Source organism: Microbacterium sp. (assembly GCF_049661145.1).
GTDB lineage: Bacteria > Actinomycetota > Actinomycetes > Actinomycetales > Microbacteriaceae > Microbacterium.
On the sequence record NZ_JBASZT010000414.1, the window covers coordinates 1 to 3,787 of the forward strand.

A 3,787-nucleotide genomic window follows, 5' to 3' on the forward strand; every position below is an offset into this window, starting at 1 on the left:
GGCGCCGGCCGAGGGCGAGCCGACCGGTCGCAGCCGCAGCCGTTCGCGCAGCCGCAGCCGCAACCGCGGTCAGAAGACGGACGGCGGCCAGACCGGCCAGAATGGTCAGAACGGCCAGGTCAACCAGGCCGCCACGGCCGACGAGAGCGCCGCCACTGACGATGAGCAGGGTCAGAGCCGCGGCAGGCAGCGGAGCAAGCGTCGCGGCCAGAACCAGACGGGCGACGAGTTCGAGACCGAGATCGGCGAGGACGACGTTCTCATCCCGATCGCCGGCATCCTCGACGTGCTCGACAACTACGCGTTCGTCCGGACCACCGGCTACCTCCCGGGCACGAGCGACGTGTACGTGTCGCTCGGCCAGGTCAAGAAGTACAACCTCCGCAAGGGCGACGCCGTCGTCGGAGCCATCAAGCAGCCGCGCGAGGGTGAGCAGTCCAGCCGCCAGAAGTACAACGCGCTCGTGAAGGTCGACGCGGTCAACGGCTTGTCGGTCGACGACGCGGCCAGCCGCGTCGAGTTCGGCAAGCTCACTCCCCTCTACCCGCAGGAGCGCCTGCGCCTGGAGACCGCTCCCGAGAAGCTGACGCAGCGCATCATCGACCTCGTCGCGCCCATCGGCAAGGGACAGCGCGGACTCATCGTCGCGCCTCCCAAGGCGGGCAAGACGATCGTGCTGCAGCAGATCGCGAACGCGATCGCCACCAACAACCCCGAGGTCCACCTCATGGTCGTGCTCGTCGACGAGCGCCCCGAAGAGGTCACCGACATGCAGCGCACCGTCAAGGGCGAGGTCATCGCCTCGACCTTCGATCGCCCCGCCGAAGACCACACGACGGTCGCCGAGCTCGCGATCGAACGCGCCAAGCGTCTCGTCGAGCTCGGGCGCGACGTCGTCGTGCTGCTCGACTCGATCACGCGTCTCGGCCGTGCCTACAACATCTCGGCGCCGACCAGCGGTCGCGTGCTCTCCGGCGGTGTCGACGCTTCGGCTCTGTACCCGCCGAAGCGCTTCTTCGGCGCCGCGCGCAACATCGAGAACGGCGGATCGCTCACGATCCTCGCGACGGCGCTCGTGGAGACCGGGTCCAAGATGGACGAGGTCATCTTCGAGGAGTTCAAGGGCACCGGCAACAGCGAGCTGCGCCTGAGCCGCCAGCTCGCCGACAAGCGCATCTTCCCGGCGGTCGATGTCAATGCGTCCTCCACGCGCCGCGAGGAGATGCTGCTGAGCCCCGACGAGGTGAAGATCACCTGGAAGCTGCGCCGTGCCCTCGCCGGCCTCGACCCGCAGCAGGCGCTCGAGGTCGTGCTCGGCAAGCTCAAGGAGACGCAGTCCAACGTCGAGTTCCTGTACCAGATGCAGAACGTGCAGGTGCAGAAGCCCGCCGGAGGCGGTCACAGCAACGGGTACGAGAACAGCATCCGCTGAGCATGTCGGTTTCTGATCCTGCCGAAGGGCGCTCGTGTTCGAGTCCGTCCAGGCGCTGATCGAGGAGCACCGCGCGGTCCAGGAGGAACTCTCCGACCCCGCGGTGCACGCCGACGCCGCGCGCGCAAGGCGCGTCAATCGCCGTTACGCCGAGTTGTCGCGCATCGTCGCGGCGCACGATGCGTGGCGCACTGCCGAAGACGATCTCGACGCCGCGCGCGAGCTCGCCCGCGAGGATGAGGCATTCGCCGACGAGATCCCTGCTCTCACCGATCGCCTCGCGACGGCGCAGGAGAAGCTGCGGCGGCTGCTGATCCCGCGCGACCCCGACGACGCCCGCGACGTCATCATGGAGATCAAGGCGGGGGAGGGCGGCGCCGAGTCGGCGCTGTTCGCCGCCGACCTGCTGCGGATGTACCTGCAGTACGCCGCGTCGCGGGGGTGGAAGACCGAGCTGCTGGAGCGTACCGAGAGCGACCTGGGCGGCTACAAGGACGTGCAGGTCGCGATCAAGGGCAGCTCGTCCGACCCGGCGCAGGGCGTGTGGGCGCACCTGAAGTACGAGGGCGGCGTGCACCGCGTCCAGCGGGTGCCGGCGACCGAATCGCAGGGGCGCATCCACACCTCCACGACCGGGGTGCTCGTCTTCCCCGAGGTCGACGAGCCCGAAGAGGTCCAGATCGACCCGAATGACCTCAAGATCGACGTCTTCCGCTCGTCGGGGCCTGGCGGGCAGTCGGTCAACACGACCGACTCGGCAGTGCGCATCACCCACCTTCCCAGCGGCATCGTCGTGTCGATGCAGAACGAGAAGAGCCAGTTGCAGAACCGCGAGGCCGGCATGCGGGTCCTGCGTGCGCGGCTGCTTGCCAAGCAGCAGGAGGAACGGGACGCCGCGGCATCCGACGCCCGTCGTTCGCAGATTCGCGGCATGGATCGCTCCGAGCGCATCCGCACGTACAACTTCCCCGAGAACCGCATCGCCGATCACCGCACCGGGTACAAGGCCTACAACCTCGACCAGGTGATGGACGGTGCACTCGGCCCCATCGTCGAGTCGGCGATCGCCGCCGACGAAGAGGCACGGCTGGCGGCCCTCGGCACGTGACGGCTGTCCTGGGTCCGCCCCCCGCACGAGACTGCGCCGGAGCGCCGGGACTGCACGTGGTGCCCGCACTCTCGGCGCGCGAGCGCAGTTTCGCTGCAGGGCCGCGGATGCCGGTACATTCGCATCATGGTCATGTTCCTCATCCGCACGTTGATCTTCGTCGCGTCGGCAGCGGTCGGGCTGATCGTCGCCGACCTCGTGCTGGAGGGGTTCACGATCGACTGGAGTCATCCGCTCGGCTTCATCCTCGCGATCGTCATCTTCGCCGTGCTGCAGAGCGTGCTCGCGCCGTGGCTGGCCACCGTCGCGCGGCGCAACGCGCCCGCGTTGCTCGGCGGGATCGGCATCGTGTCGACCTTCGTTGCGCTGCTGATCACGGCGGTCATCCCGGGCGCGGGTCTGACGATCGGTGCCCCGTGGTGGACCTGGGTCGCTGCCCCCGTCCTCGTGTGGATCGTGACGGCGCTCGCGACGTGGCTGCTGCCCGCTCTGTTCATAAAGAAGAAGGTCGAAGCGCGCCGCGCTGGCGCCTAGACTGCGCGGGACCGAACAGAGGGGGATGCCGATGCAGCGCACGCCGGGTGACCTCGCGCGCGTCGCGCTCGCCTCACTCGGTCTGGGCGGCCTGCTGCTGACGCCCGGGATCGTCGATGCCGCGCCGGGCGCTGCGACCGCACTCGCCGCGGTCGTCCCGTTCGTCCCGCTCGCGGCGGCGCTGTACCTCGCCGTGACTGTCCTCTCGACGCCGGGGCGGCGGATCGTGCTGCGCCGACGCTACCCGCTCCCGGAAGCTGCGTCCGGCGCCTGACGCTGGCGTCTCGACCTCAGCGGGTCGCGAACGGCCGCTATCAGCCGCGGATTGCGGCAATGTGCGACCCGCCGAGAACTGCCGACCGGGTCGCGCTTCCTCGGCGGGTCGCACATGGTCGGTATGGGGTCGCGATTGCGGCCATTCGCGACCCCCGGATGATCGGGTGGCTGCGCCCCGGGCGTTCGACCGCCGAAGAGGTCAGCTTTTCAGTGGCGCTGCCGCGCCGTGGGGCGAGAAAATCTGCCTCAGGGATGCGACACTTTCGAGTCAGCTTTTCAGTGGCGCTGCCGCGCCGTGGGGCGAGAAGGCCTGCCCAGGGTCACGAGACTTTCGCTTCAGCTTTTCAGGGCCGCTGTGCGGCCCTCCGTGGGGGTGGAAAGATCGGGGTGGTCGCCTCTTGCTGGCTTGGGTTGGTGGGGTGGATGCTGGGGGTGCT

Annotated in this window: 4 protein-coding genes; all 4 read left to right on the plus strand. The window is 69.0% G+C overall.

What is annotated here, in order from left to right:
- Positions 1-1,432 (plus strand): transcription termination factor Rho (gene rho / locus WBP48_RS17225; RefSeq protein ID WP_424441965.1); only part of this gene is annotated, 1,432 nt, incomplete at its 5' end.
- Positions 1,433-1,466: 34 nt separating this feature from the next.
- Positions 1,467-2,540 carry a peptide chain release factor 1 gene (gene prfA / locus WBP48_RS17230; RefSeq protein WP_424441966.1) on the plus strand — a complete coding sequence of 358 codons (1,074 nt, stop codon included), beginning with the start codon at positions 1,467-1,469 and terminating at the stop codon, positions 2,538-2,540.
- 126 nt (positions 2,541-2,666) lie between these two features.
- The gene (locus WBP48_RS17235) at positions 2,667-3,074 is read left to right on the plus strand and encodes a hypothetical protein (protein WP_424441967.1); all 408 of its coding nucleotides are present in this window, start codon (positions 2,667-2,669) and stop codon (positions 3,072-3,074) included.
- Positions 3,075-3,105: 31 nt separating this feature from the next.
- On the plus strand, positions 3,106-3,348 hold the full coding sequence (locus tag WBP48_RS17240) for a hypothetical protein (protein WP_424441968.1): 243 nt from the start codon (positions 3,106-3,108) through the stop codon (positions 3,346-3,348).
- Positions 3,349-3,787 lie beyond the last annotated feature (439 nt).